We start from the raw sequence: 25,693 nt of genomic DNA, 5'->3' as shown, positions 1-25,693 counted from the left end.
CCGGTCCGGGCCGCCGGCGGACCTGCCAACACCCCGAACCATCGCCGACACACCTCTTGCTCCCCGGGTGACAGCGCGACGTGCCCGGAGTTCCCTGGCTTCCGTGTGATGACGGTGCACAAGCTGACCGCCGGGGACGGCTACACCTATCTCAGCCGTCAGGTAGCCGCGCAGGACACCACCGCGCCTGCCCCCGGCGGGCTGTCGGCTTACTACATGGCGCGGGGAGAATCACCGGGCCGGTGGATGGGGCGCGGGCTCGACGGCCTGACCGGGGACGTCATCGGGCCCGATGTCGCCGAGGCGCAGATGCTGGCGCTGTTCGGCGAGGGACGTCACCCCAACCGTGTGCAGGTGGAGCAGGACGCGGCCGCCGCGGGAGCCGTCGCCGCAGCGGTCGACCGGGCATCGCGGCTGGGGGCGCCATACCCGGTGTTCGCGGCGGTCGGGGAATTCCGTCGCCGCAGCGCCATCGCCTACCGGGAGTTCAACGCTGCCCACGGCGAAGCCGGGACGACCGGGGTACCCGCCGAGGATCGCGCCCGCATTCGGACCGAGATCGCCGTAGGCATGTTCCGTGAGCAGTTCGGCCGCGACCCGCTTAACCCCCGCGAGCTGTCCGGGCACCTCGCGCGGATCTCCCGGCAGCAGACCACCGCCGTGGCCGGCTACGACCTCACGTTCAGCCCCGTCAAGAGCGTGTCGACGCTGTGGGCCATCGCGCCGCGAGAGGTCGCGGAGGTGATCGAGCGGGCCCACGCCGACGCCGTCGCCGACGTCCTGGGCTGGCTCGAGGACCATGCCACCTTCAGCCGTACCGGCCGCCACGGCGTCGCCCAGATCGACGTCCACGGCCTGCTGGCCGCAGCGTTCACCCATCGGGACTCCCGGGCCGGCGATCCCGACCTGCACACCCACGTCGCCATCAGCAACAAGGTCCAGACCGTGGACGGGCGCTGGCTGGCCCTGGACGGACGTCCTCTGTACGCCAACGTCGTCGCCGCGTCCGAGCGGTACAACACCCGCATCGAGGTCTTCCTCGTCGAACGCCTCGGTGTCCGGTTCGCCGAACGTCCCGGCAGCGAAACCGGCAAACGGGCGGTGCGGGAGATCGTCGGCATCGACGGGCCCCTGCCCCGCCTGTGGTCCTCCCGCCGTGCCGCCATCGACACCCGCCGCGCGGCGCTGGCCACGACCTTCCAGGCCGACCACGGCCGACCGCCCACCACTCGGGAGGCGATCCAGCTGGCCCAGCAGGCCAACCTGGAGACCCGCCAGGCCAAGCACGAACCCCGCACCCACGCCGAGCAACGCGCGGCATGGCGAGCCGAAGCCCTCGCCGCGCTCGGCGGTGAGCAGCAGCTCGACCGCTTTATCAACCGTGCCCTGCACCCCGGTCGCCGGCCGCCGGGACCAGACGTCACCCCTGCCTGGCTTGACACGATGGCGGCCGCCGCCGTCGCCCGCGTCGGCACCACCCGCGCCACCTGGCAGGAGACCCACCTGCGTGCCGAGGCCGAACGCCGCGCCCGCCACGCCGGCGTGCGCACCTGCGACCTCGACCGGGTGGTCGAGGACATCGTCACCCGCGCTCTGTCACCCCCCACTTCCCGCCGGCTCACCCCCCTGGCCGAGGACGGCGAACCCGCTGTGCTGCGACGGGTCGACGGCGCCTCGATGTACGAGGTCGTCGGGTCCGCGCACTACACCTCCGATGAGGTGCTAGACGCAGAACGGGCGGTCCTGGACGCAGCCGCACGCTTCGACGGCCACGTCACCCCGAGTGAGGCGGTCGATGACGCCCTGCGTTCTGCCGAGGAGTCTGGGCGGCCGCTGAACTCCGGCCAGGCAACTTTCGTCCGCGCCCTGGCCTGCTCCGGGGCGCGACTGCAGGTGGCGGTTGCGCCGGCGGGCACGGGTAAGACCTTCGCCCTGCGCACCCTCGCCGCCGCCTGGCGAGCCGGTAGCGGCACCGTTATCGGCCTGGCCCCCTCCGCCGCGGCCAGCTCGGTGCTGCGGGAGCAGCTCGGCGACAGCACCGACACCGTCGCCAAGTTCGTGCATGCCACCCAGACCGGCGTCGACGTACCCGATTGGCTCACCACCGTCGGCCCCACCTCCCTGGTCGTGATCGATGAAGCCGGGGCCGCCACCACCCAGGACCTCGCCTGCGTCGTCACCACCGTCCTCGCCGCGGGTGGGTCGGTTCGGCTCATCGGCGACGACCAACAGCTGGGCCCGGTCGGCGCCGGCGGCCTGCTCGCCGACCTCGCCCGCTCCCACGGCGCGGCCCGCCTCGACGAGGTCGTCCGGTTCACCCACCCCGACACCGGCGTACCCAACACCGTCGAGGGCGCGACCTCCCTTGCCCTCCGGGATGGCGACCCGGCGGCCCTCGCGTACTACGCCGACCGAGGCCGCCTGCAGGTCGGTGACTTGTCCTCCTGCCTCGACCAGACCTACACCGCCTGGTCTGCCGACCGGGCCGCCGGACGCGATCCCCTGATGCTCGCCCCCACCCGCGACCTGGTCACCCAGCTCAACTTGCGCGCCCGGACCGACCGCCTCGCCCGCGAAGGCCCCGCCCGCCGGGAGGTCGCACTCGCCGACGGGACGGCCGCCTCGGCCGGCGACGTCGTCATCAGCCGCCGCAACGACCGCACCCTGCCCAACGGGACCACCGGATGGGTCACCAACGGCGACCGCTGGACCATCACCGCCGTCCGACCATCTGGCGCGGTCGACGTCGTCCACACCGCCACCGCCGCCCTGGTCACCCTCCCCGCCGACTACATCCGTGACCACGTCACCCTCGGCTACGCCACCACCGTCCACAGCGCCCAAGGCGTCACCGCCGACACCAGCTACACCGTCGTCACCGGCACCGAATCCCGGCAGCAGCTCTACGTCGCACTCACCCGCGGACGGCACAGCAACCACGCCTACGTCACCGTGACCGGCGACGGCGACCCCCACACCGCCATCACCCGCGACGGCGTCCTGCCCCCCACCGCCATCGAGGTCCTGCAGCGCATCCTCACCCGCGACGACACACCGAGATCGGCCACCAGCATCGCCGCCGACCAGGACGACCCCGCGCGCCAGCTGGCGGCCGAGGTTGGCCGCTACCTCCACGCTCTAGCCACCGCCGCAGAGGAGCAGGTCGGCTCGGACGGCATGGCTGCCATCGACCGTGCGGCCGAGACCACCGTCGCGGGCCTGACCGACGCACCGGCCTACCCCGCGCTGCGGGCAGACCTGGCGCTGCATGCCGCGGCCGGCTACGACCCCGCACAGATCCTGCAGGAAGCCACCGACGACCCGCGCGGTCTGGACACCGCGCGCGATGCCGCCGCAGTCCTCGACTGGCGCATCGGCCCACCCGGCCCCGACGGGCCACCCCCGCCACTGCCCTGGCTCCCAGCGACCCCGCAGGTGCTCGGCGAGGATCCGGTCTGGGGCAGCTACCTGACCCGTCGCGCCAACAGAGTGCGGGACCACGCCCAGGCCGTCGCCGACCGCGCCACCAGCTGGACCCCGACATCAGCACCCATGTGGGCCCGGCCCCTGTCAGGAGACCCCGCGCTCTTACGCGACCTCGCGGTCTGGCGAGCGGCCACCAGCACCGAACCCTCCGACCCACGACCGACCGGCGGGCCGAGCACGACAGCCGCCGACGCCGCCCACCAGCAACACCTCGACGATCGTGTGCGCCGCTGCGTGGGCGCCAGCACCACCGACGCGGTCCGATGGGCCGCAGCACTTCGCGGCGCCGCTCCCGACGTCATCGACGACCCCTACTGGCCCGTACTCCTGGACAAGCTCACCACCGCCCGGATCAGCGACCCCAACGGCCGATCGCTCCTGGCAGCGCTGACCGTCCGCCCACTGCCCGACGAGCAGCCCGCGGCCGCGCTGTGGTGGCGCCTCGTCGACCACCTCCCCGTCCACGCCACCGAACCAACCGGCCAGCCGCTCGACGCCATCGAAACGCCCATCAACAACCCCACACCGCCCCCTGCCCGAAATCGCACCGTTGAGAGAACTCTGCGCGGTCGAGTTCTCGAGTTAAACGACTTCGCAGCCGACTTCTACGACAGCGCCTACGCGGACTCCTGGGCGCAGAACTACCTCGTCACACGACTGGGAACAGATCCGCTCGGCACGACCGAACATGCGGTCGGCTACGCCCCAAACGGTTGGACGACCCTGGTCGAGCATCTCCGCGACACAGGCGCCACCGACGAGGAGCTGGTCGCCGCCGGGCTCGCGACCCGATCAACGTCGGGCCGGCTCATCGACCGCTTCCGCGACCGGGTCATGTTCGCCATCCAGGACGACGACGGCATCGTCGGCTGGATCGGGCGACGCAACCCCGACCGGGACCGGCACCCGCATCCGGCTGCGCCGAAGTACCTGAACACCCCCGCCACCGTCGCCTTCACCAAGGGGCACCACCTCTTCGGACTGCACGAAGCACGCGCCCACCTGACGACAGGCACGACCCCCGTCCTGGTCGAAGGACCCATCGACGCCCTCGCCGTCACCCTCGCCGGCGCGCACCAATACGTCGGCATCGCCCCACTCGGAACCGCCTTCACCGACGTGCAGGCTGACCTCCTGCAGGCCGCAACCGGCAGCAAGCAGGCGGGGTTGATCGTGGCGATGGACTCCGACGCGGCTGGGCGACTGTCGGCCGAGCGGATCTATTGGACCATCGGCGCCAAGGACGCCGGCTCGCTTGCACTGCCCGACGGCGACGACCCAGCCTCGTTCCTGCAGGTCGCTGGGGCAGACGCACTCCTCCGAGCGTTGCGGTCACCGACCCCCCTGGCCGACGTGGTCGTCGACCGCCGCATCGACGAGCTGCAGGACCGGCTGGCCACCGTCGAAGGGCAGGTCGCGGCGGTGCGGCGGTCCGCCGAGGTCATCGCGGCCCTGCCCGTGCACCGATGGCCGGCCCTGCTCACCCACGTAGTCGCACGGACCGGAGTCGCGCCCGACATCGCCCTTGCCGAGACGTTCACCGCCAGCGACAGGCACCACCCTGCCGGGATCGCATGCAGCGTTGACCCGACCGTTCGGACCGGTGCTGGGGTCGTCGAGTCATCTACGCACCCCCCGGCCCAGGAACGTCGGCCAGCGATGGCAACCCGCTCGGCGCTCCTGTGGTGACAGGCACTGTCTGCTGCTGACGCCTGATGAACCGGACGAGCCACCGATTCCCGTGCGTGACAGCCGGGCGTCGACGAGCGCAGGGAGACAACCGTGACCAGCACCTCGAACAACCGGACCACTGACCATTTGCACGACATCGACAGCGCCGCCGCCTACCTGCGCTGCGGCCGCCGGCTGGTGTACCGACTGGTCGCCGAGCGCCGGCTGACCCACACCAAGGCCGGCCGCTCGCTGCGCTTCTGGCAGTCCGACCTCGACACCTACCTGGATGCCGGGACCGTGCGCTCGACGGGCCCGTCCTCCACCGCGGTCTGATGGCCGGCCGCGATGGCCTCCCGCGCGTCTTTCGGCGCCATCGACAAGATGGAGTCGGGCAAGTGGCGTGCCCGCTGCACCGGGCCGGACGGCAAGCGCCGGTCGGCCACGTTCCCCACCAAAGCCGACGCCCGGGTCTGGCTGGCCACCCAGCAGACCGACGCCGTCCGCCGCATGTGGCGGGCACCCGAAGGCGCTCGCCGCACGGTCGATGAGTTTGCCGCCGACTATCTGAAGCGTCAGGACCTGCGCGACTCGACCCGGGTGCTCTACGCCAACCTGTGGCGGTTGCACCTCGCCGACCGCTGGACAGGCGTCGAGGTCGGTGATGTCACCCCGGCGATGGTGCGCAGCTGGCACACCACCGCGGCCGCCACCACGGGGCCGGCCGTGCTCGCCCAGAGCTACCGCCTCCTGCGCGCCGTCCTGGGTGTCGCCGTCGCCGACGACGCCATCCCGGCCAACCCGTGCAAGCTGCGCGGCGCGTCCACCCCCAAGGCAGCACGCCCGTCCCGCGCGCTGACCGCCGCCGAGGCCACCGCCGTCGCCGACCACCTCGGCCGGTCCACCCGCACCGACCGGTACAGCGCGCTCGTCCTGGTCCTCACCTTCGCCGGGCTCCGGTTCGGCGAAGCAGCCGCCCTGCGCCGGTCTGACGTCCTGGACGGAGGGGAACGGCTACGGATCGAACGGGCCGTGCGCTACTACGACGGCCGCTGGGTCGTCGGTGAGCCCAAGACCGAGGCCGGGCACCGCACCGTCGCCCTGCCGACCAGCGTCCGCATCGCTCTGCTCAAGCACATGGACCGCTACGTGCCGGACACCCCGGACGCGCTCGTGTTCGGCACCCGCAGCGGCGGGTTCCTCAGCGTGGCCAACTTCGGCAAGACCTTCCGCCGCGCCGCCGACGCCGTCGGGCTCGGACCGGTCCGGCTGCACGAGCTGCGGCACACCGGCGCCACCCTCGCCGCCGCGGCCGGGGCGAGCACGAAGGAGCTGATGCGCCGGCTCGGCCATGCCAGCCCGGACGCCGCGCTGATCTACCAGCACGCCAACGACGACCGCGACGCCGAGATCGCTCGCGCCCTCGAGGCCCGGATCAAGCCACCGCCGCCCCCGCCTCCAACCACTCGCCGAAGCAGGCCGACGAACCGTCCCGGGCCCAGGCGCTAGGTCATTCTTAGGTCACGCGCGGGGTGACAAGCAAAAACAGGCCCTCTGAGCTGGGCTTTTGTGCGCCGCACTGGTCCTTCCCAAGCTGACAGTGCGAGTTCGATTCTCGTCACCCGCTCCACGCAGAGCCCGCCGATCGTGGGCGGGGCCCACGCCCGGAGCCGGCCTAGGAACAGGGACCGGGCGAGCCACCAGGAGCGGACCGCTGGCGGTGGCCTTCGGCCAGCGGTCCGGCGGGTTCCACACCGGGCGGGACCATGGTGTCCGCCCCTCCGGGGTAGTAGGCGACGCGGCGCGGTAGCCAGACACGGACGAGGTGCCACTGCCCGTCGGTCTCCTGCTCCAGCCGGTACCCGGTCCTCTTCGCCGTCGGGTACGCGGTGGACAGCTCGCGGGCGTGCGACTCGGCTGCATCTGCATCGGCGGCACCGAAGTGCTGGGCGGGCTCCCCGTGGTCGGCGACGAGGCGGAAGTTCGGCATGTCCGGCTGTCCGTCGTCGTCAGCCGGCGGCCGCGAGCCGAGCGGGCCGGCTCGCGGGGTCCGCGGGCTCGAGCTCGAAGGAGCCGTGCATGCCGACGGCGTGCACGAGCCTCAGCACCAGGGGGCTGGCCGCGAGGCGGACAGGGGCCGCAGGGCTGACCGCGGCCAGCAGCCTCAACCCGGCACACCCGATGAAGGTGACCCCGGTGGCGTCGACGAAGCGGACGTCGTCGAACCGGGGCCGGCAGCGCTGGAAGAGCTGGACGAGCTGGGTGTCGACCTCACCGTGCAGGCACAGCACACCGTCCCGGAGGACGACGGACCCGTCGAGCGTGTCCACCGTCGCCGAGTTGTTGCCCCCGTGACGGATCCGTCCGTGCTGAGGGAGCGGGTCAGCACGACCGGTGCCGCCCAGGAGACCGTCCGCCGATGCCGCACCTGCTGACAGACCCATGGACCCTCCCTGTTGCGGCGCACCTGACGGTGCTGGGCCCATGCAACGCGCCGGCCGGCCCCGCGCCCAGGGCCTCAGGTCCTGATTGCGGGTGCGCCGGCTCAACGAACTCGAGCTGCGCGCCGAGCCTTCTTCGTCCGGTACATCGCCCGGTCGGCGGCGTCGACCAGGCGCGTGGGGTCGGCGTCGGCCTGGCCCAGTGCGTGCCCGACGCTCAGGCTCAGCCGGTGCGGCCCGGCCGAGGTCACCAGCGGTTCGCAGAAGACCGTCGCCAGGCGCCGGGACAAGGTCTGGACCTCCTCGGTGTGCACGATGCCGGGGCAGAGGACGACGAACTCGTCCCCGCCCATCCGGGCCACCGTGTCCCCCGTGCGGACCGATGCGGTCAACCGGTGCGCAGCCAGCACCAGGACCTCGTCCCCGACCGCGTGGCCGTGCTGGTCGTTCACGGCCTTGAAGCCGTCCAGGTCGACGTAGAGCACCGCCACCCAGGAGCGGTCCCGGCCCGATGAGTGCAGGGCGTGCTCCAGGCGGTCCTGCAGGAGCCGCCGGTTCGGCAGACCGGTCAAGGTGTCGTGCAGTGCGGCGCTGCGCAACTGGCGCTCGAGGTCCCGGTGCGGCGTGATGTCGGCCATCGCGACCACCGCGCCGAGCAGTTCGCCGTCGTCGTCCCGCACCTGCGTGGCCGAGCAGGCCACCGTCCGGGCGGCGTGGCCGTGGGGTCGGATGACGATCTCGGCATGGTCGACGCGACCTTCGCGGTAGGCCCGCAGCAGCGGGATGCGGTCCTCGGCCAGCGGGGTCACCCCGTCCGCCTCGAACAGGTCGTAGGCCACCGACAGCTGTTCGGGGAGCACCCCGGGGTCGGTGTCCTGGCCGTGCCACTGCCTGCTCACCCGGTTGAACAGCTGCACCCGCTGGTCGGCATCGCCCGCCACGACGCCCACCGGCAGGGCCTCCAGCAGGGCATGGGTGAAGGCACGCTCGCGGGCCGCGTCGGCATGGGCCCGCACCAGTTCGGCGTGCGCCGTCGCCAGCTCCTCGGCCGCCCACCACCGGTCCAGCACGGCGACCACCAGCGTGGCGAGGTCCCCCAACGCCGCGACCTGGTCGTCGCGCAGGGCTCCAGGGATCCCGCTGGTGCTGCACAAGCTCCCCACGACCTGGTCACCGCAGACCAGGGGCACCCCGGTGTAGGCCCGCACCGTCCCGCGCCGGCCGTCGACCCAGGGGCTGCCGGCGAACCGGGCATCCAGGGACGCATCGGCGACCGACACCACGCTCCCGCACAGCACCGTCGCCTCGCAGAGCGCACCGTCCCAGCCCACCGTGGCCCATCCCCCGTCCGTGCCGAGGTAGTGGAGGGCAGACCGGTCGGCCAGCACGACCGCGACCCGGTCCCGACCGCTCACCGCGGACACCAGCCGGAGGACGGCCGACAGCTGGTCGCCGTCGGGGAGGGACGGGAAACCGTCCCTCAGGTGGCCGCGTCCGCCGGTCGACGTCGACGGCCGGTACTCCATCACCTCGGTCATGGTGGGGGTGACGTCCACGGCGGAGGACAGCTGGAGCGGACGAATGCCGGGTCCACCCCGACGGGTCACCCGACCCGTCCAGGTCGGGACCAAGGTCCCGACCTGACTACGGTGCGGCGCAGACGGGAAGTCGGGGGGTCGGGATGGGCGATGAGCTGTCGGCGGTGGACTTCCGGGCGCTGGCGCGGTCGTCGCCGTGGCTGTGGAGCACCGTCCAGCTGACCTACACCGCGCGGCGCGGCTGGGACGCCGAGCCCGTGCGGGCCTGGGTGCGCCGTCCTGGTTCATTGCGGGTGGAGACGCTGGACGGGCGGCTCCTGCAGGCCGGCGTCCTGCCACCGGGCTCGGCCGTCGTGCTCACCGCCGGCGGCGGAGAACCCGCACGGCCCACCACGACGCTGCCGGCACCCCGTCGCCGGGACGACGGCCTGGTCGCCGACCGGTCGGTGGTCGACCGCTTCGACACCGACGCGCCCTTCTACCGCGACTACCACTGGATCGCCTGCCTGGACCCCGTCGAACTGGCGGACGGCGACCCCGAGCGCGGCCCCGCCGGCACGACCATCACCGACGTGCACGCCGTCGACCACCGCGGGCGCCCGGGCTGGGCGGCGACGGTCGTCCCCGCTCCGGCCTACGAACCCCGCTGCGCCTGCTGCCCCCTGCTGCCCTCCGCCGTCGCCGACCGTCTCGAGGGCATCGCACCCACCGCCTACGCCGACGCCCACCTCGTCCTCCTCGACCGGGCCACCGGGATCTGCGTCTCCACCACCGAGCTCGGCGGACCGCGCAACGGCCTCGGCCACGTGATCGGCATCGAGGCGGTCGACGACCCGCTGGCCGACGAGCTGTTCGCAGCCGGTGGACGCGGCTGACGGGTCCGGCGTGGTGCCGGGTCAGAACCCGTCCGGGTCGGCGGGGTAGAGGCTCGCGTCCGGTCGCGGCAGATCACGCGTGGCGTGCACGACCTTGAGCAGCAGCTGGTTGAGCTGCCGGCTCTCCTCGGCGCCGAGGCCGGCGTCCTGCAGCTCGCCGGTGGCGCGGGCGACCGGGCGGGCGTCGCGCAGCAGGCCCCTGCCGGCGTCGGTGATCTGGACCGGGTTGCGCCGGCCGCGGGCCCGGGTCCCGGTGCGGCGCACCAGTCCGCGCTGCTCGAGGCCGTCCAGCAGCGGGGTCATGCTCTGCGGCCGCACGAGCACCGCGCGGGCGATCTGCGAGGTGGTCATCTCGGGGCTGACCGACAGGAACGCCAGCACCCCGAACTGGATCGGGTTGATGCCGTGCCCGGCCAGGTCCAGCGTCATCCGGTACCCGACGAACCGGGCCACCTGGACCAGGTTCCAGGCCAGCACCTCGTCCAGTTCCGGGTCTGCATCCCCTGTCGCCTGCACGCGGCACCTCCTCGACCTCGTCGGCTGACCAGGTTGCCGGATCCAGGACCGCGAGTAACTTACAGATATCTGTAAGTCGCTCGGAAGGGGAGCACCCATGACCAGCACCGAGAACCAGCAGCACATCGCCGACCTCGTCACGAAGGCGAAGGTGGCGATGCTGACCACCATGACCGCCGACGGCACGCACGTCAGCCGGCCGATGGCCCTGCAGGAAGCCGAGTTCGACGGCGACCTGTGGTTCTTCGCCCACGAGGACTCGGCCAAGGTGCGCCAGCTGCGCGCCACCCCGTCGGTGAACGTGTCCTTCTCCGACGACGGCCACCACACCTGGACCTCCATCGCCGGCACCGCGCAGGTCGTCCACGACCGCGCCAAGGCCGAGCAGCTCTACACGAAGGTGCTGCAGGCCTGGTTCCCGCAGGGCCTGGACACCCCCGGGCTGACCCTCATCCGCATCCAGGCCGACAGCGCCGAGTACTGGGAGGGCCCCACCAGCACGGTGTCCTACGCCCTGCAGACGCTGCGCGCCGCCGTCACCCGGACCCCGCGCCGCGACCCGATCGACAACGACACCGTCGACCTGTGACCGGCGACCCCGCCGTCCCCCCGGGTGGGCCGAGGCACCCCCGGCTGCTGGTGCTGGGGGCCAACGGCCCGACCGGCCGCCGGGTCGTGCAGCAGGCCCTGGACCGCGGGCACGAGGTGGCCGCGCTGACCAGGCACCCGGAGGCGTTCCCGATCCGGCACGAACGGCTGCGCGTCGTCGCGGGGGACGCCACCGACCCCGACACCGTCGACACGGCGGTCGCGGCCACCGATGCCGTCATCTGCACCATCGGCGCCGCCTTCACCCGGCAGCCGGTGCAGGTCTACTCCACCAGCGCCCGGCTGCTGGTGGAGTCCATGACCCGTCACCACCGGCGGCGCCTGCTCGTCGTCACCTCCGGCGGGGTCGACACCGGCCACCAGCCGCGCGGAGCCCTGGCACGACTGTCCCGCTCGGTGATGCGCGACCACGTCGGACGCACCGTCTACGACGACATGGAGCAGATGGAGGCAACCGTGTCGGCCAGCGACCTGGACTGGACCATCGTCCGCCCACCGGGGCTCACCAACTCCCCCGGCACCGGCTACGCCGTCGCCGACACCCGCATCGACGGCCCCGTCATGTCCCGCGACGACCTCGCGGCCATGCTGCTGGACCACCTCGACGACGACCGCCACCTGCGCGCGGTCGCCGCCGTCACGACCCCGGGCCTGCGGGTCAGCGCGTGGGACATGCTGCACCACGAGGTCCTGAAACGCTGACCGGTCGGCGACGTCACCGATGAGTCCCGAGCAGGGAGCAGGTCCTCACTCCAGCGCCCTCGTCCGCGGGGGCGCCGATCCCCGACCCGTCGCCGTCCGGACAGGAGACCCGCCATGACCGAGCTGGACCCGCCCGCCGCCACCCCTGCGGTGGTCGACCGCAGCACGTTCGACGCGGCCCTCGCCGTCCAGGTCGCAGCCGAGAAGGAGCTCACCCGGCACGGCGACCGGGTCTCGGCCAGCCGCCGACGGCTGCCCATGGTCGAGGTCGAGGACTACACCTTCACCGGACCCGACGGCCCGGTGCGGCTCACCGAGCTGTTCGGGGACAGGTACCTGCTCCTGGTCCAGAACGTCATGTACGGGCCCGACTGGGACGAGGGCTGCCCCAGCTGCACCTGGGCGGTGGACAACCTGCCCGCGAACATGCAGCGCGTGGCCGACGAGGGCATCGCCTTCGCCATGGTCTCCCAGGCCCCGATCGAGAAGCTCGAGGCGTGGCGGGCCCGGCAGGGCTGGGACCACCGCTGGGTGTCCTCCGCCGACACCACCTACCACCACGACTGGGGGTGGACCCAGCTCGCCGAGGACGGCTCCGAGGTCCTGCACCCCGGCTACTCCTACTACCTGCTGCACGACGGCAGGCCCTACCTGACCTACACGACCAGGGCGCGGGGCACCGAAGCCATCCTGCCCACCGCCCACATCATGGACCGCACGGTGTACGGGCGGCAGCAGGACTGGGAGGACAGCCCGCAGGGCTGGCCGCAGACCCCGACCTACGGGTGAGGTGCGGCGCGCCCCGTGTCGACCGTCGGCGCGGCCCTGCTCAGGCCGACGCAGATGACGCCCCCCCAGCGAGGCCCGGGAGGCGGGATGACGCCACCGCAGGGCTGTGCACCAGACCGGCACGCGAGGACGACGCCGCGCCGAGGTGGGCAGGACGCCGCGGCTCGGGGACCACCGTCAACCTGGCCGGGTCGAGCAGTGCGGGGACGAGGCGGGCAGGCCGACCCCTGACGACGAGACCGACCAGTGCGTCGCCGTGGACGAGGACCGCGACGTCACCGTTCACCAGACCTCGGTCGTCCAGGAGCAGGCCCCGGACCGGCAAGGCCACTGCCCCGGCCCGCCGTCCCCAGTGCTCGACCAGGACCACGGATCGGGCACAGCACTCGCCCACCCAGCTGACCGCCTCGCGCACTCGCGCGAGGTGCAGGTCCGCGACCAGGCTCCGCCCACCCGGGAACACCTCGGCCATCCGCTCCACGACCGCTCGCTCGTCGGGGCGCAACAGGCGTCCCTGGGTCCGTACCCGGGATGGACGTGCCGCGCCGGAGGTGGTGACCACGAGCCCCCCTGGGGAATGGACGGTCCTGTATCGCTATGGCTCAGTCCACCGACCCGGGCCCACCCGGGTCAACCCGGTCGTCCCGATTCAGGACCTAGGTCCCGTTTCAGGTGCAGCGCGCCGGGCAGTGGCAGGTGTCTGCGCTGTCGGGGTGCGGCGCGACGAGGGGCAGGACGATGTCGGCTGGGCATGCATGGACCCGCAGGGACCCGCCGCCCTCGGAGGCCTGCTGGTCGTGGATGCCGACCGACCTCGAGGAGCTGACCCACGTCCGGCGGCAGTTCCGGGCCCGGATCACCGACCCGGTCGAGACATCGGGGTTGCCCGACCTGGACGAGGACCGCATCGAGCAGTGCGTGCTCGCCCTCGACGAGCTGATGTCCAACGGGCTGCGGCACGGGCGACCGCCCGTCGAGGTCGAGGTCCGCGCAGCCCGGGACGGGTTGCTCGTCCTGGTCTCCGACCGCGACACCGAGAACCCGCCGCGACCCGAGGCCACGCGCGACCCGGCCCAGGGCGGGATGGGCCTGGGCATGGTCTCGCACGTCTCGCTGTCCTGCGGCTGGACCACCCGCGAGGACTGCAAGACCGTCTGGGCGCTCATGCCCAGCGGTCCGGCGGGCTGACCCCGGGGACGTCGTCCGGGTCCGCCCTGACGGTCAACCTGGCAACGGGTCCACCCCGGTCGCCTCGGCGCGCAGGGTGGCGACCAGCCACTGGTGGCCGGGGTCCAGGCGCCGGCCGGCGTACCACCAGGCCGCCTGGGTGATCGGCGGCAGCGCCACCGGCATCCGCAGCTCCCGCAGGTCCCCCTCCGCCGGGCGGGGCACCAGCCGCTGCGGGACCAGGGCGAGGTGGCCTGTCCCCACCAGCAGCCGGGGCAGCGACGCGAAGGACTCGCACCGCACCGCACAGCGTCGCTCGATCGACAGCCCGCTGAGCGCGGTGTCGGCCGGGGTGGCCGGGACGACGTCGTGGAACGGGATGACCCAGCCCGCCCGCCGGACGTCGTCCAGGCCCAGCTGCTCGGGCACGTCGGTGTTGCCGCGCCAGGCCAGGCAGACCCATCGGTCCTGGTAGAGGTCGGCGTTGGGCACCCCCGGCAGGGCCACCGTGCCCCGCGAGCTGATCAGCAGGTCGACGTCCTGCAGCACCGCGTCCGGGTCGGTGAGCAGCCGGCCGTCGAGGGCACGGAAGTCCAGGACCACCCCGGGTGCCTGCCGCTCGACCGCGGCCGAGATCCGCGGTCCGAGCACCGCGAGCACCGAGTCCGAGCAGCCGATCGCGAACCGGCGCCGGGTGGTCGCGGGGTCGAAGCGCGGCTGGGCGTTCACCACGTCGGTCAGCTGCTGCAGCAGCGGGCCCAGCTGGGCCTGCAGGGCCACCGCCAACGGGGTCAGCTGGTAGCCGCCCTCGGCCCGCACCAGCACCGGGTCGTCGAAGTGCCGGCGCAGCCGCGCCAGCGCGGTGCTGGCGCCGGACTGGCTGAGGCCCACGCGCCTGCCCGCGCGGGTGACGTTGCGCTCCTCGAGCAGGGCCTGCAGGACGACGACCAGGTTGAGGTCCAGGCTGGGCAGGTCCACGCCACCTCCGGAGATCCGCACCGGCGTGACGAGCATCGCACATCCGACCCGGGGCCGAATCGGAACGGTTGCGCGCCATGCATTCATCGCCCGGCGCGATGCCGCCCGCCCGGGAGACGCGATGCCGCGGGCCGTCCCGGACGGCTGCGTCCGCACCCCCGCCCTGCGTAGGTTCACCGGACCGGGGACGGCGGGTCCTCACCCGCCACAGGAGGGGGACGTCGGTGAGCACGCGGACCGGGGGGACGGCGGACCTGCCCAGCACGGACGACGACCTCCTGGACGCCTGGCGGGCCAGCGGCTGGACGGTGCGGCAGGTCTGGCTGCTGTACCTGGAGGTCGGCGGTGGCGAGCCCCTGGCCGAGGTCCGCCGCAGGCTGGACGGCGACCGCGACTGGCGGGGGTCCGACGAGCTGGCCCTGGTGGTCGCGGTGAACGAGGCGCTGCGGCAGCGCGGGCTGCCGGCGCTGGCCCGGCACCCCGTCCTGGACCGGGCCCGGTGCGACCACGGGGCCCTGCTCACCGTGGCACGGTGACCTGCGGAGTAGTTTGAAGGCTCAACCACCGAGCCCGAGGAGCCCCGTCGTGCCCCGTCCCGTCCTGCAGGTCATCGCCGGCAGCACCCGCCCCGGCCGCAAGGGCATCGCCGTCGCCCGCTGGGTGGCTGCGCAGGCGGAGGCGCACGGCGGCTTCGACGTCGAGCTGGTCGACCTGGCCGACGCGGGACTCCCGGTCCTCGACGAGCCGAACCACCCGCGGCTGGGCCAGTACACGAAGGACCACACCAGGGCGTGGTCGGCGACCGTGTCCCGCGCCGACGCGTTCGTCTTCGTGTTCCCCGAGTACAACCACTCGATGCCCGGTGGGCTGAAGAACGCCATCGACTTCCTCTTCCACGAGTGGGCCGACAAGGCCGCCGGCCTGGTCTCCTACGGCGGCGTCTCGGCGGGCACCCGGTCCGCGGCCGCGCTCAAGCCGGTGCTGGGCGCGCTGCGCATGGTCCCCGTCGTCGAGGCGGCCACGATCCCGTTCTTCCAGCAGTTCATCGACGACGACGGCGTGTTCACCGGCAACGCGGAGCTGGAGGCCGGGGCCACCGCGATGCTCGACGAGATCGCCCGGTTGACCGCCAAGCTGCGGGGCCCGCGAGACTGACCGGTGTGGAGCTGCGCACCCTGCCGACCGCCGACCTGACCCCGGCGGGACGGCGGGAGCTGCGGGCACTGCTGGACGACGCCTTCGCCGGCGACGAGCACTTCTCCGACGAGGACTGGGGCCACGCCCTGGGTGGGGTGCACGTGCTGGCCCGTCGCGACGGCGAGCTGGTCGGGCACGCCGCCGTCGTCGGCCGCCAGCTGCTCGCCGGGGACCGCACGCTGCGCACCGGGTACGTCGAGGCGGTCGCGGTCGCCGCGCACGCCCGGAGGCAGGGCATCGCGGGCGCGGTGATGGCCGAGGTCGAACGGCTGGTCCGGGGCGGCTTCGAGCTGGGCGCACTGGCCGCCAGCGAGGACGGCGCCGCCCTCTACGACGCGCGCGGCTGGACCCGCTGGACCGGTCCGTTGCGCTGCCTCACCCCCGACGGCGTGGTGGACGGCGACGACTCGTGGGTCTACGTGCTGCCGGTCGAGCCGGTCGACGCCACCGGGGTGCTGGTCTGCGACTGGCGGCGCGGCAGCCTCTGGTGAGTCGCCCGTCGCGCTGCGTGCCGACCCGCCGCGGCTCGGGACCAGGTCGTGCACCACCGGTCCCACCGGCCGCACGGCGGCTGGCCCGCCGCACGGGAACCCGCCAGGATCGGCACAGCTGACCGGAACACCACCGTTCAGCTACCGGGCCCTGCCCCCGCCCGGTCCCCGGTGCTCAGGCCGGCAGCAGCAGGGTGGCGTAGAGCGTCAGGCCCGGCCCGAAAGCCATCGCCACGACCGGTCCGTCGACGTCGCCGAGCTCGTCGAGCACCAGCAGGACCGTCGCCGACGAGCAGTTGCCGTGCTGGGCCAGCACCCGCCGCGAGGGCGCCAGCTGCTCCTCGGCCAGCCCGAGCTGGTCGCGGACGACGTCCAGGATCCGCGGGCCACCGGGGTGCACCGCCCAGCCGGCCACATCGCCGACCTGCAGGCCCGCGGTGTCCAGCAGCTCCTGCACGACGTCGCCGACGTGCCGGGACAGCACGTCGGGCACCCGCGGCGACAGGCCCATCTTGAAGCCCAGGTCCGTGACGTCCCAGGTCATGTGGTCGGCGGTGGAGGAGTCGGTGCGGGCCACGGTGGCCGCGACCCGCAGGCCGCGGCGGGCACCGGGCTCCAGGACCACGGCGGAGGCCGCGTCGCTGAACAGCGCGTGCGCCACGACCTGCGAGAGGTCGTGCCGGGCGGGCTGCACGTGCAGGCTGGTCAGCTCCACGCACAGCATCACCGCCGGCCGGGACCGGGCGACCACGTAGTCACCGACGGCGCCGAGGCCGGGCAGCGCGGCGTAGCAGCCCATGTGGCCGACCAGCAGCCGCTGCACGCCGGCGGGCATGCCCAGGTCGCTGGCCAGCCGGATGTCCAGGCCCGGGGTGGCGTACCCGGTGCAGGTGACGACGGAGAACAGGCCGACGTCCCCCGGTGCCAGGCCCGCGGAGTCCAGGGCCGCGGCGACCGCCTGCTTGCCCAGCGGCATGGCCTCGTCGACGTAGCGGGCCATCCGGGCGCCGGTGCCCCACTGCGAGATGTCCTCGTGCACCGGGTTCACGACCGCGTGCCGGGTAGTGACCCCCGATGCGGAGAACACCCGCTTCGCCGAGCGCAGCCCGGCGTAGTGCTGGGCGAAAAAGCCCTCCCAGACGTCCTCCTGCGTGTAGGTCGCCGGCAGCGCCCGACCGGAACCGGTGACGACGGCGGCGGTCATCGGGTGCGGCCCTGGGGAAGCGTCACTTCTCCGACGGTACGGGCTACGGCCGTTTCCGGCCGTAGCCGGCGAACAGGATGCCGCTCCACCGCATCGGCCGCATGCGCACGCCGTCCCGCCGTCCCCGCTTCCAGGCCACCACGTCGCGGACCGAGGGCCGCAGCCCGACCAGCCGCAGGTCCAGACTCAGCCGGTCGGCGGCGGCGAGCAGCCGACGACGGTCGACGAAGAGAGCGGGGTCGTGGATGCCCGGCGGCGGACCGCCCGGGATCTTCTCGGCCAGCGTCACCGCGACCGGGCCGGCCAGCCGGGAGTCCGCGATCGCGTCGACCACCAGCGCCCCGCCAGGCTTGAGCAGCCGGGCGCACTCGCCCAGCACCGCGACGTCGTCGGCGACGTGCTCGAGCACCTCGCCGCACACCACGACGTCGGCGCACCCGTCGGCCAGCGGGACCGCGAGCACCGACCCCCGGACGGCGGCGACCCCGTGGTCGCGGGCCAGCCGCAGGCCGGCCGCACCCAGGTCGACGCCGACGTGCCGGTACCCCAGCCGCTGCACGTGGGGGGCCATGAGCCCACCGCCGCAGGCCAGGTCCACCAGCACCGCGTCCGGCGACGCGGCGGGCGGGATGTGCTCGGCGCGCGAGGCGGCCAGCCAGTGCAGCATCGCGAACCCGCCCGAGGGCTGCCACCACTGGTCGGCGAGCTCGTCGTACTGGGCGGGGTCGTTGCGCTGCACGCCGGGGACGCTAGCCGTCCTTGAGCGGGTCGTGGCCCCAGTTCATCAGCGAGTAGCGCCAGTGGGAGTGCTCGACGTCCTCCTTCGGCGGGCCCTGCGCCAGGTGCCGCTTCACGTAGCTGGTCACCTTCTGCATGTGCTGGTGGTCGTCGTCGGTCAGGTCGGCGACCTTCGTCCCGAGCAGGTCCACGATCCGCCGTCCCGAGGCGTGGCCGGTGGACTCCCCCGACCCGCCGGACTTCTGCCCGACCTCCTTCGACTCGTCGGTCTCGAGGAACTCCTCCAGCTCCTTGGCGGTCATGTTCACCGCGTCGTGGAACTCGTCCCGGGTCTGCTTGTCGTCGTCGGCCACGTCGGCGTCCTACCGCCGGGCCGGGGGCCCGAAACGGCGGCGCCCTAGGCTCCCGCGGGTGAGCGTCGTGGTCGTGGGCAGCCTGAACGAGGACCTCGTGGTGACCGTCGGGCGCCTGCCCGGCCGCGGCGAGACGGTGATCGGGTCGGCGGTGGAGCTGCTGCCCGGCGGCAAGGGCGCCAACCAGGCCGCCGCCGCGGGCCGGCTGGGTGACGGCACCGGCCGTGCCGTCGCGATGGTCGGCAGGGTCGGGGACGACGACGCCGGCGCCCGCCAGCTGGCCGCCCTGCGCGACGCCGGCGTGGACACCGCGCTGGTGCACACCACCCCCGGCGTCCCGACCGGGAGCGCCACGATCCCGGTGGAGGCCGAGGGCGGGGAGAACCTGATCGTGGTGGTGCCCGGCGCCAACGGCGCGGTGTCCGCCGCGGACGTCGAGGTGCCCGCCGTGGCCGACGCCGGCGTGCTGCTGCTGCAGCTGGAGACGCCGCTGCCCACGGTGCTGGCCGCCGCCCGCGCGTGCACCGGCACCGTCGTCCTCAACCCCGCCCCCGCCCAGCCGCTGCCGGCCGACCTGCTGGCCGAGGTCGACGTCCTGGTGCCCAACGAGCACGAGCTCGCCGACCTGGCCGGTGCCGCCGCCGACGACCTGGCCGGGGTCGCCGGGCTCGCCCGGGGGCTGGCCGCGCGGTCGGTGGTGGTCACCCTGGGCGGCAACGGGGTGCTGGTCGTCCCCGCCGGGGGTGCGGCCCTGCACCAACCGCCGCTGCCGGTGACGCCGGTGGACACCACCGGGGCGGGCGACTGCTTCAACGGTGCGCTGTGCACCGCGCTGGACCGGGGCGCGTCGCTGGCCGAGGCGGTGCGGTACGCCGCGGTGGCCGCCGCGCTGTCCACCACCGGTCCGGGTGCCCGCGGCGGCCTGCCCGACGACGCCGCCGTGCGCGCCGCCCTGCCCGACCTGCCCCCCGCCTCCCGCGTCGATCAGGGGAGTTGATCGAACTCCGTCCTCCCTCGCCGGATCTGGTGCAGGAGGACGGACCCCGGTGCAGGAGGACGCGCTCAGAGCGGGGTGATCGCCCCGCCGTGGGGGGCCGCCAGGTGCAGCGGCTCGCCGTCGAGGGAGACGACGACCCGGTCGTGGGGGTCCGGCCGGACGTCGACCACCACCCCGGGTGCCTCGGCGGCCAGCACGTGCACCCCCGCAGTGGCCTCGGCGAACCCGGCGCGGGCGTCGTCGTCGAGGTAGACCAGCGTCATCGAGGCCAGCACCACCGGGGTCGCGCCGTCCGGCAGCCCCGCCAGGACCCCGGGCAGTTCCTCGACCAGGTCGCCGGTGACCCGCTCGTGCGGGTGCGCCGCGGCCAGCGCCAGGGCCGGGTCCAGTCGGGCCAGCCGGGCGTCGTGCTGCGGCCCCGGCCAGACCAGCGCCCGCAGCCAGGCGACCGTGTCGGGGTCGGCGGGGTCCAGCGGGTTCCGGTCGATGCCCACCCGGTGCACCACCTGCGGGACGTCCGCCGGCAGGGCCAGCTCGCCGTCCACCGTGCAGTCGACCAGCAGCCCGTCCTGGCGGCCGACCCGGTGCTCACCCGCCGCCGTCGCGTACCGGTAGCCGTAGCGGTCCAGCTGGAGCAGCAGGCCGGCCGAGCAGCCGACCTCCACCAGCGCCAGCGGGCCCTCCACCCTGGCCAGGGCGGGCAGCAGGGACGCGGCGCGGGCCGGCTCGTTGGTCTGGGTGGCGCGGGTCAGGATCTCCGCGCGGATGCGGTCGCCGTCGGCGGCGACCCGGTCGTGCAGCTGCGCGCCGTCGGCCGGGACCCCGCCCAGCAGCCGCAGCACGGCGAGCAGCAGGTTGGGCTGGCGCTTGATCCGCGGCAGGTCGAGCAGGAGGTCGAGCACCAGCGGGTCCTCGGCGACCGCACGGGCCAGCGCGGCGTACTGCGGGGAGGCGACGGCCGCCTCCACGTCGGCGAACCGCCGGTAGCGGGCGGCGAGGTCGTCCCGGTCCACGCCCGCACGCTAGCCCCGGCCGGGCCGACGACGGTTGGGGCGTGCACCGATCGGGCAGGCCGAGGGGCATGACCGAGACCACACCGATCCACCCCGAGGACCCCGCCGAGGGCGCCGACCCCGCCACCACCGACGACGGCGGCCGCACCCCGCACCCCGACGACCCCGCCGAGGGCGCCGACGAGGCCGACGCCGAGACCGGGCTCGACCCGCAGAACCGGGTCACCGGGGCCTGAGGGGCCTCAGTAGGAGCGCGGCAGCTGCAGGTCGTGCTGGGCGACGAAGTTCAGCACCATCTCGCGGCTGACCGGCGCGATCCGGGAGAACCGGGACGCCGTGACCAGCGCCCCGATGCCGTTGTCCTGCGACAGCCCGGACCCGCCGTGGGTCTGCACCGCGGCGTCCACGGCGTGCACCACGGCCTCCGCGGCGGCGTACTTCGCGCTGTTGGCCGCCGTCCCGGCGTCCTGGCCGGAGTCGATGAGCCAGGCCGCCTTGAGCATCATCAGCCGGGCCAGCTCGACCTCGACCCGGGCTGCGGCGAGCGGGTGCGAGACGCCCTGGTGCGCGCCGATCGGGGTGCCCCACACCCGGCGGTCGCGGGCGTAGGCCGCGGCCCGGTCCAGCGCCAGCCGGGCGGTGCCCAGCGAGTACGCCGCGCCCATGACCCGCTCGGGGTTCAGCCCGGCGAACAGCTGCGCGATGCCGGCGTCGGGTGAGCCGACGAGGGCGTCGGCGGGCAGCCGGACGTCGTCGAGGAACAGCTGGAACTGGTTGTCCGGGCTGACCAGCTCCATCGGGATCTGCGTCCGCGACAGGCCCGGGGCGTCGGTGGGGACGACGAACAGCGCGGGCCGCAGGGTCCCCTTGACGGCGTCGGCGAGCCTGGCCACCACGAGGACGGCGCCGGCGACGTCCACCCCGCTGATCCAGATCTTCTGGCCCGACAGCACCCACTCCTCGCCGTCGCGGCGGGCGGTGGTGGTGATCTCGTGGCTGTTGGAGCCCGCGTCGGGCTCGGTGATGGCGAAGGCCATGGTCAGCGAGCCGTCGGCGATGCCGGGCAGCCACCGGTCGCGCTGCTCGGCGGTGCCGTAGCGGGCGATGACCGTGCCGCAGATGGCCGGGCTGACCACCATCATCAGCAGCGGGCAGCCGGCTGCGCCCAGCTCCTCGAGCACCACCGCGAGCTCGACCATCCCGCCGCCCCCGCCGCCGTGCTCCTCGGGCAGGTTGACGCCCAGCAACCCGGCCTTCCCGGCCTCGGCCCACAGCGCCTGCACGGTGCCGCCGGTGCGGGCCTGCTCCAGGAACCAGCGGTGGCCGTACCGGCCGGCCAGGTCGGCGACCGCGGCGCGCAGGTCGCGCAGCTCGTCGCCCTCGTCGAAGTCCAGGGTCACGCGGTCCTCCCGCTCCCCGCGCCCGGGCGGCCGGCGAAGGCCTGCGCGACGTCCAGCCAGCGGTCGGCGACGGGCCCGGTGGCGGTGAGCGCGAGCGCCGTGCGGGGTCGGCGCTGGGTGACCCGCAGGCAGAAGTCCAGCGCCGGGCCGGCGACCCGGTCGGTCGCGGCCGCGTCACCCCAGGTCCACCCCTCGCCCTCGCCCTCGCCCGAGGGCGCGGTCAGCTCCACCCGGACGTCGTCGGCGGGGGCGGGCAGGCCGTGCTGGCCGAACGCGAACCCGCGGGTGACGACGCCGAGGTGGGCGACCGCGCGCAGCCGGTCGGTGGCCGACACCGGCAGGCCGAGGGCGTCGGTGACGTCGACGCCGTGCGCCCAGGTCTCCATCAGCCGGGCGGTGGCCATCGACGCCGCACCCATGGGCGGGCCGTACCAGGGCAGCTTCGCCCCGGCCGGGACGGCGCGCAGGGCCTCCGCCAGCGAGCGGCGGGACGCCCGCCAGCGGGCGAGCAGCTCGGCCGGGGGCACCGCTGCCCCCTCGGCCGCGGCAGCGTCCACGGACAGGTCCGGCAGCTGCGGGTCGGGGTCGGTGGCGGCGAGCAGGGCCACCTCGTCGGTCCAGGCCAGGTGCGCGACCTGGTGCGCGACGGTCCAGCCCGCGGCCGGGGTGGGGGTGGCCCAGCCAGGGTCGTCGAGGCCTGCGACCACGGCGTCGAGGGCGGCACCCTCGGCGTCCAGGTCGGCCAGCAGGCCGTCCAGCAGTGCCACGCGACCTCCTCCTCGGCGGGCAGTCAGCCCTGACCGCTTCCCGGGCCAGCCTGCGGTCCAGGGACGGCGCCGTCAAGGGCCGGAGGACGGGCAGTCAGGGTTGACTGTGCGCCGGGTCGCACCGCAGGATCCCGGCGAGCACCCCTGCGCACGACCCCCGACGAGACGGAGCAGCCGTGTACCCGGGCACCCACGCCGACCGCACCCCGGACAAGCCGGCCGTCGTCGTCGCCGAGACCGGCCGGGTGCTGACCTACGCCCAGCTCGACGAGCGGTCGACCCGGCTGGCCGACGTGCTGCGGCAGCAGGGGCTCGGGGTCGGCGACCACGTCGCGTTCATCGCCGACAACACCCCGGAGGTCTTCGAGGTCTACTGGGCGGCGCTGCGCTCGGGGCTCTACGTCACCGGGGTGAACAACCACCTGACCGCCGACGAGGCGGCCTACGTCGTCACCGACTGCGGCGCGCAGGTGCTGGTGGTCTCCTCGGGAGCGGCCGCCCTGGCCCGCGAGGTGCGGCGGCGCTGCCCCGACCTGCGCCTGGCGCTGGCCTGGGGCGGCGAGGTCGAGGGCTACGAGGACTACGAGGCGGCGCTGGCCGCGGCCTCGCCGGAGCGGCCGGCGGTCGAGCCGGCCGGCACCGACATGCTCTACAGCTCGGGCACCACCGGCCGGCCCAAGGGCGTGCTGCCCACGCTGCCCACCCACCTGATCGACGAGCCCGGCGACGTGTTCACCGCGGTGTTCGGCCCGCTCTACGGCTTCGACCCCGACACCGTCTACTACTCCGCCGCACCGCTCTACCACGCGGCACCGCTGCGCTTCGGCGGCATGCAGCACCGCTCGGGCGGCACCGTCGTCATGGCTGCGCGGTTCGACGCGGAGACCGCGCTGGCGCACATCGAGCGGTACGGCATCACGCACAGCCAGTGGGTGCCGACGATGTTCGTGCGGATGCTCAAGCTGCCCGCCGAGGTCCGCGAGCGGTACGACGTGTCCAGCCAGCGGGTCGCCATCCACGCCGCCGCGCCCTGCCCGGTCGAGGTCAAGCAGCAGATGATCGCGTGGTGGGGGCCGATCCTGCAGGAGTACTACTCCTCCACCGAGGGCAACGGCGTCACGATCATCAGCGCGGAGGACTGGCTGGCCCACCCCGGCAGCGTCGGCAGGGCGGTCCTGGGCGTGCTGCACATCTGCGACGAGGAGGGCCGCGAGCTCCCACCCGGCGAGATCGGCACGGTCTGGGTGGAGCGGGACGCGATGCCCTTCAGCTACCACGGCGACCCGGAGAAGACGGCGGCCGCGCGGCACCCCGACCACCCGACCTGGTCAGCGATCGGCGACGTCGGCCGGGTGGACGACGAGGGCTACCTCTACCTCACCGACCGCAAGGCCTTCATGATCATCTCTGGCGGGGTGAACGTGTACCCGCAGGAGGCCGAGGACGTCCTGGTCATGCACCCCGCCGTCGCCGACGTCGCCGTCATCGGGGTGCCCGACGAGGACCTCGGCGAGGCCGTGCTCGGCGTGGTGCAGCCGGTCGAGGGCATCGAGCCCTCGTCCGACCTCGCCGCCGACCTCATCGGGTTCGCGCGGGAGCGGCTGGCCGGCTACAAGGTGCCGCGGCGGATCGAGTTCCAGGCCGAGCTGCCGCGCAGCGCGGCCGGCAAGCTGGTCAAGCGGCGGCTCACCGAGATGTACCGCTGATGCTGCTCGACGCCTCGCTGACCAGCGCCGACGACGCGGCGACGACCGCGCGCGACCTGGAGGAGCGCGGCTACGCCGGCGTGTGGGCCTCCGAGGTCGCCCAGGACCCGTTCCTGGTGCTGCACGCCGCCGCGCTGGGCACCTCACGGGTGTCGGTCGGGTCGGCGATCGCGGTGGCCTTCGCCCGCTCGCCGATGACCCTGGCCTACACCGCCTACGACCTGCAGCGCTACAGCCGCGGCCGGTTCATCCTCGGCCTGGGCACCCAGATCCAGGCGCACGTCGAGCGCCGGTTCTCCATGCCCTGGTCGGCCCCGGCGGCCCGGATGCGGGAGTACCTGGGCGCGCTGCGCGCGATCTGGGCCAGCTGGACCGACGGCGCCCCGCTGCGGTTCCGCGGCGAGCACTACCGGCACACCCTGATGACGCCGATGTTCACCCCGGCGGTGCACGCGTGGGGCCCACCGCCGGTGCACCTGGCCGCGGTCGGGCCGCTGATGACCCGGTTGGCCGGGGAGGCCGCCGACGGCCTGCTCGCGCACTCCTTCACCACCGCCCGCTACCTGCGCGAGCGCACCCTGCCGGCGCTGCAGGAGGGGCTGGACGCCGCCGGCCGCGACCGGTCGGCGGTGCAGGTGAGCCTGCCGGGCTTCGTCGTCACCGGCCGGGACGACGCCGAGCGGGCCCGGGCCGCGGACGCCGTCCGGGCGCAGATCGCCTTCTACGGGTCGACGCCGGCCTACCGCCCGGTGCTGGAGCTGCACGGCTGGGGCGCCCTGGGAGACGAGCTGCACGCGCTGTCCACCACCCGGGACGCCGGCCGCTGGCAGGCCATGGCCCGGCTGGTGGACGACGAGGTGCTGGGCACCTTCGCCGTCGTCGCCGAGCCCGACGCGGTCGGCCCGGCGCTGCTGGAGCGCTACGACGGCCTGGTCGACCGGTTCAGCGTCTACCCCGGCACCGGGGTGCCGCTCGAGGTGCTCGACCCGGTGGTGCGCGCGCTGGCCTGACCCCGGGTGGACGGCGGCCGCACCGGTGTGGTGACATTGGTTCCG

General features: G+C 74.1%; 26 protein-coding genes. 15 read left to right on the top strand and 11 right to left on the bottom strand.

Going from position 1 to position 25,693, the window contains the following annotated elements; translation table 11 throughout:
• Window positions 1–108 precede the first annotated feature (108 nt).
• The 3 genes from mobF (at window position 109) to NH342_RS00530 (ending at window position 6,666) form a co-directional block, all read left to right on the top strand.
• Entirely contained in the window at window positions 109–5,175 is a 5,067-nt protein-coding gene (mobF, locus tag NH342_RS00540) for a MobF family relaxase (RefSeq protein WP_253010170.1), read from the top strand.
• Window positions 5,176–5,268: 93 nt separating this feature from the next.
• The gene (locus NH342_RS00535) at window positions 5,269–5,493 is read left to right on the top strand and encodes an excisionase family DNA-binding protein (protein WP_253010168.1); all 225 of its coding nucleotides are present in this window, start codon (window positions 5,269–5,271) and stop codon (window positions 5,491–5,493) included.
• Between the two features lie 12 nt (window positions 5,494–5,505).
• A complete protein-coding gene (locus NH342_RS00530; RefSeq protein WP_253010166.1) occupies window positions 5,506–6,666 on the top strand; it encodes a site-specific integrase in 1,161 nt (386 codons plus the stop codon).
• A gap of 166 nt (window positions 6,667–6,832) precedes the next feature.
• On the opposite strand, the gene NH342_RS00525 is transcribed toward NH342_RS00530, so the two are convergent.
• The 3 genes from NH342_RS00525 to NH342_RS00515 all read right to left on the bottom strand — a co-directional run bounded on the left by NH342_RS00525 (window position 6,833) and on the right by NH342_RS00515 (window position 9,154).
• A complete protein-coding gene (locus tag NH342_RS00525) occupies window positions 6,833–7,147 on the bottom strand; it encodes a hypothetical protein (protein ID WP_253010164.1) in 315 nt (104 codons plus the stop codon).
• A gap of 19 nt (window positions 7,148–7,166) precedes the next feature.
• Complete coding sequence (locus NH342_RS00520) at window positions 7,167–7,487, bottom strand: STAS domain-containing protein (RefSeq protein WP_253010162.1); 321 nt, start codon at window positions 7,485–7,487, stop codon at window positions 7,167–7,169.
• Between the two features lie 215 nt (window positions 7,488–7,702).
• Window positions 7,703–9,154, bottom strand: coding sequence for a diguanylate cyclase domain-containing protein (locus NH342_RS00515; protein ID WP_253010160.1), 1,452 nt, complete (start codon window positions 9,152–9,154; stop codon window positions 7,703–7,705).
• Window positions 9,155–9,279: 125 nt separating this feature from the next.
• On the opposite strand from NH342_RS00515, the gene NH342_RS00510 reads away from it, so the two are divergent.
• Window positions 9,280–10,011, top strand: coding sequence for a hypothetical protein (locus tag NH342_RS00510; protein ID WP_253010158.1), 732 nt, complete (start codon window positions 9,280–9,282; stop codon window positions 10,009–10,011).
• Window positions 10,012–10,032: 21 nt separating this feature from the next.
• Here the strand turns inward: NH342_RS00510 and NH342_RS00505 are convergent, their stop codons facing one another.
• A complete protein-coding gene (locus NH342_RS00505) occupies window positions 10,033–10,527 on the bottom strand; it encodes a MarR family winged helix-turn-helix transcriptional regulator (RefSeq protein WP_253010156.1) in 495 nt (164 codons plus the stop codon).
• A gap of 97 nt (window positions 10,528–10,624) precedes the next feature.
• Between NH342_RS00505 and NH342_RS00500 the strand changes: the two genes are divergently transcribed.
• The 4 genes from NH342_RS00500 (at window position 10,625) to NH342_RS00485 (ending at window position 13,815) form a co-directional block, all read left to right on the top strand.
• On the top strand, window positions 10,625–11,116 hold the full coding sequence (locus NH342_RS00500; protein WP_253010154.1) for a pyridoxamine 5'-phosphate oxidase family protein: 492 nt from the start codon (window positions 10,625–10,627) through the stop codon (window positions 11,114–11,116).
• Entirely contained in the window at window positions 11,113–11,838 is a 726-nt protein-coding gene (locus tag NH342_RS00495; RefSeq protein ID WP_253010152.1) for an NAD(P)-dependent oxidoreductase, read from the top strand. The genes NH342_RS00500 and NH342_RS00495 overlap by 4 nt, the downstream gene beginning before the upstream one ends.
• A 114-nt stretch (window positions 11,839–11,952) precedes the next feature.
• Window positions 11,953–12,627, top strand: a complete 675-nt coding sequence (locus tag NH342_RS00490) for a DUF899 family protein (RefSeq protein ID WP_253010150.1) — start codon at window positions 11,953–11,955, stop codon at window positions 12,625–12,627.
• An 801-nt stretch (window positions 12,628–13,428) separates the two neighbouring features.
• Complete coding sequence (locus NH342_RS00485; protein ID WP_253010148.1) at window positions 13,429–13,815, top strand: ATP-binding protein; 387 nt, start codon at window positions 13,429–13,431, stop codon at window positions 13,813–13,815.
• Between the two features lie 33 nt (window positions 13,816–13,848).
• Here NH342_RS00485 and NH342_RS00480 read toward each other — a convergent pair whose 3' ends face one another.
• The gene (locus NH342_RS00480) at window positions 13,849–14,772 is read right to left on the bottom strand and encodes a LysR substrate-binding domain-containing protein (protein ID WP_253010146.1); all 924 of its coding nucleotides are present in this window, start codon (window positions 14,770–14,772) and stop codon (window positions 13,849–13,851) included.
• A 224-nt stretch (window positions 14,773–14,996) separates the two neighbouring features.
• Here NH342_RS00480 and NH342_RS00475 point away from each other — a divergent pair, with 224 nt between their 5' ends.
• From NH342_RS00475 to NH342_RS00465, 3 genes are read left to right on the top strand one after another with little or no spacing between them, the layout of a single operon-like run.
• Entirely contained in the window at window positions 14,997–15,308 is a 312-nt protein-coding gene (locus NH342_RS00475; protein WP_253010144.1) for a hypothetical protein, read from the top strand.
• Window positions 15,309–15,357: 49 nt separating this feature from the next.
• The gene (locus NH342_RS00470) at window positions 15,358–15,927 is read left to right on the top strand and encodes an NAD(P)H-dependent oxidoreductase (RefSeq protein WP_253010142.1); all 570 of its coding nucleotides are present in this window, start codon (window positions 15,358–15,360) and stop codon (window positions 15,925–15,927) included.
• A gap of 5 nt (window positions 15,928–15,932) precedes the next feature.
• The gene (locus NH342_RS00465; RefSeq protein ID WP_253010139.1) at window positions 15,933–16,460 is read left to right on the top strand and encodes a GNAT family N-acetyltransferase; all 528 of its coding nucleotides are present in this window, start codon (window positions 15,933–15,935) and stop codon (window positions 16,458–16,460) included.
• Window positions 16,461–16,635: 175 nt separating this feature from the next.
• On the opposite strand, the gene NH342_RS00460 is transcribed toward NH342_RS00465, so the two are convergent.
• The 3 genes from NH342_RS00460 to NH342_RS00450 are packed head-to-tail and all read right to left on the bottom strand — an operon-like array spanning window position 16,636 to window position 18,755.
• Window positions 16,636–17,664: a type III polyketide synthase gene (locus tag NH342_RS00460; RefSeq protein WP_253010137.1), complete on the bottom strand. Its 1,029-nt coding sequence runs from the start codon at window positions 17,662–17,664 to the stop codon at window positions 16,636–16,638.
• 43 nt (window positions 17,665–17,707) lie between these two features.
• Window positions 17,708–18,403 carry a methyltransferase domain-containing protein gene (locus NH342_RS00455; protein WP_253010135.1) on the bottom strand — a complete coding sequence of 232 codons (696 nt, stop codon included), beginning with the start codon at window positions 18,401–18,403 and terminating at the stop codon, window positions 17,708–17,710.
• Between the two features lie 10 nt (window positions 18,404–18,413).
• Complete coding sequence (locus NH342_RS00450; protein WP_253010133.1) at window positions 18,414–18,755, bottom strand: DUF3140 domain-containing protein; 342 nt, start codon at window positions 18,753–18,755, stop codon at window positions 18,414–18,416.
• Window positions 18,756–18,813: 58 nt separating this feature from the next.
• Here NH342_RS00450 and NH342_RS00445 point away from each other — a divergent pair, with 58 nt between their 5' ends.
• Window positions 18,814–19,752 carry a PfkB family carbohydrate kinase gene (locus tag NH342_RS00445; RefSeq protein ID WP_253010131.1) on the top strand — a complete coding sequence of 313 codons (939 nt, stop codon included), beginning with the start codon at window positions 18,814–18,816 and terminating at the stop codon, window positions 19,750–19,752.
• 65 nt (window positions 19,753–19,817) lie between these two features.
• Here NH342_RS00445 and NH342_RS00440 read toward each other — a convergent pair whose 3' ends face one another.
• On the bottom strand, window positions 19,818–20,765 hold the full coding sequence (locus tag NH342_RS00440; protein ID WP_253010129.1) for a DUF2332 domain-containing protein: 948 nt from the start codon (window positions 20,763–20,765) through the stop codon (window positions 19,818–19,820).
• A 68-nt stretch (window positions 20,766–20,833) separates the two neighbouring features.
• Here NH342_RS00440 and NH342_RS00435 point away from each other — a divergent pair, with 68 nt between their 5' ends.
• Window positions 20,834–21,001, top strand: a complete 168-nt coding sequence (locus NH342_RS00435; protein ID WP_253010127.1) for a hypothetical protein — start codon at window positions 20,834–20,836, stop codon at window positions 20,999–21,001.
• Between the two features lie 6 nt (window positions 21,002–21,007).
• Here NH342_RS00435 and NH342_RS00430 read toward each other — a convergent pair whose 3' ends face one another.
• Both NH342_RS00430 and NH342_RS00425 read right to left on the bottom strand, forming a co-directional pair.
• On the bottom strand, window positions 21,008–22,165 hold the full coding sequence (locus NH342_RS00430) for an acyl-CoA dehydrogenase family protein (RefSeq protein WP_253010125.1): 1,158 nt from the start codon (window positions 22,163–22,165) through the stop codon (window positions 21,008–21,010).
• Window positions 22,162–22,932 (bottom strand): TIGR03084 family metal-binding protein, encoded by a 771-nt coding sequence (locus tag NH342_RS00425; RefSeq protein ID WP_253010124.1) that lies wholly within the window; start codon window positions 22,930–22,932, stop codon window positions 22,162–22,164. The genes NH342_RS00430 and NH342_RS00425 overlap by 4 nt, the downstream gene beginning before the upstream one ends.
• 176 nt (window positions 22,933–23,108) lie before the next feature.
• Between NH342_RS00425 and NH342_RS00420 the strand changes: the two genes are divergently transcribed.
• Both NH342_RS00420 and NH342_RS00415 read left to right on the top strand, forming a co-directional pair.
• Entirely contained in the window at window positions 23,109–24,638 is a 1,530-nt protein-coding gene (locus NH342_RS00420; RefSeq protein WP_253010122.1) for an AMP-binding protein, read from the top strand.
• The gene (locus tag NH342_RS00415; protein ID WP_253010120.1) at window positions 24,638–25,648 is read left to right on the top strand and encodes a TIGR03617 family F420-dependent LLM class oxidoreductase; all 1,011 of its coding nucleotides are present in this window, start codon (window positions 24,638–24,640) and stop codon (window positions 25,646–25,648) included. The genes NH342_RS00420 and NH342_RS00415 overlap by 1 nt, the downstream gene beginning before the upstream one ends.
• Window positions 25,649–25,693: the final 45 nt, after the last annotated feature.

The organism is Klenkia sp. PcliD-1-E (assembly GCF_024124375.1).
In the GTDB taxonomy this organism is placed as follows: Bacteria; Actinomycetota; Actinomycetes; order Mycobacteriales; family Geodermatophilaceae; genus Klenkia.
Note: the sequence above shows the minus strand (reverse complement) of the source record. Positions and strands in the feature narration are given on the sequence as shown.